The sequence below is a fragment of the Saccharopolyspora sp. NPDC000995 genome (assembly GCF_053599315.1).
The window spans coordinates 1-1,500 of the sequence record NZ_JBSFLZ010000323.1 but is presented as its reverse complement, the minus strand read 5'-3'; the positions used below and the strand labels follow the sequence as shown (position 1 = coordinate 1,500).

The following is a 1,500-nucleotide window of genomic DNA, read 5'->3' as shown; positions in this document are numbered from 1 at the left end:
TCCACGACCGAACACCCTGTCAGAGCCCTCGATCGGGCAGACACAGGCCCGGCCGATCAACTCACCTATGCCCATGTGCGGATGACGGGGCTAGCAGGCCTCTACACGGACCCGGGGCACATCATGGTGTACTCCAGCGGCGAGGTCCGCCAGCAACGCCACACCGCTGCGGGGTGAACCGCGTCCGGATCACGTAGAGACGATCAACGCCGCTTGGGTGGAAACCCAAGACCTGAAAGATCTCCCGATCCATCCGAGCATGCAGCTACGCCTGACGCAGGCAATGAAACATCCTACGCAGATTCACCTGGTCTGAGCGCCGGCGCGGCGTGCTCAGCGGCATCCGCCCCGGAACCTTCGACAAACCGGATCATTTCGACGCCGCGCCGCCCGCACGCTGCGCGACCGCGACACGCCGCCACCACCGGCCAGTCCATCAACCCAAGAACGGTCAGCATCCAAGACCACGATAGAAGGCCATCATCTGAGGGTCCGGGAGAACGCCCCGAACGGGCCTCAGCCGCGCCAGCAAGATCGACAGAGCCATCTCTGAGGAAAGCTGTCATTGCCGCAATCGGCCGGGCCCCAGGGCTGCATGCGGATCATCCGAGCAAACGCGGCAGGCATCCCCGACCCTGCGGTCTGTCCCAGCGCGAACCGCACCGGACCAAAGGCTACGAAACCCGGAACCGGGGCCACGCCACCATCCTCAACCGCATCGACGAACTGCGCGGCCAGGAACCCTGGTCCGGCTGACGAGATGACCGTGGACGAAATCCTGCCGCGGATGCGGCCATTCCCGCCAGGATCCTGCTGGTTAATTCCTGATCATGCTGCGAGGGTGAGTTCGAGGCAGGTCAGATGGCTGGTGCGGGTTTTCGGTCGAGGGGATGGCCGTTCCACCAGGCATCGAGGCGGATCAGGTTGAGTGCGACCGCGGAGAACACGTGTTGCAGGTGGGTCTTGGCCAGTCCGCGGTAACGGGTGTGGCGCAGGTCGGTGACCGCGATGCCTTGGCCGATGGTGCCCTCGACCCCGGCCCGCAGCGCGTATTTGGCCTGCCAGTCCTTGGTTTCCTGGTCGGCGCGGGCAGCGCGTTGAGCCTCGTGGACGGCCCGCGGGGGCACGGTGAGCTGACGGCGCCGGGTCCAGGAGGTGGTGCACTGCTCGCGGACCGGACAGGGCCCGCAGGTGGCGGTCGCGAAGGTGATCACGATCGTGTCGGTGCCGCGCTGGGTGGCCGGGTTCCAGCAGGAGCTGGTCAGGGTGACGAAGGGCCGTGCGAGCTGTCAGACACGTAGCGACAGTCCGAAAGGTGCGACAACCTGTCGGACGTAATCAGAGGACATCGTGGCCACGCACTGCACGAGCCATTGGCTCCAGGGGTGATGGCGAAGCACTTCAGTGAGGTGATCTCAGTAAGAAGTGTCTGGAGGGCGGCCTGCCGGAATGGGTGTGTGATCGGGTAGCGCTGGCCCGGGGAGAGTGGGACGTGGGGTC

1 protein-coding gene is annotated in these 1,500 nt (G+C 65.5%); it reads right to left on the bottom strand.

Features of this window, described 5'->3' with window-relative positions:
• Window positions 1-857 precede the first annotated feature (857 nt).
• Entirely contained in the window at window positions 858-1,265 is a 408-nt protein-coding gene (locus tag ACWDKQ_RS36105; protein ID WP_450143230.1) for a transposase, read from the bottom strand.
• Between the last annotated feature and the right edge of the window lie 235 nt (window positions 1,266-1,500).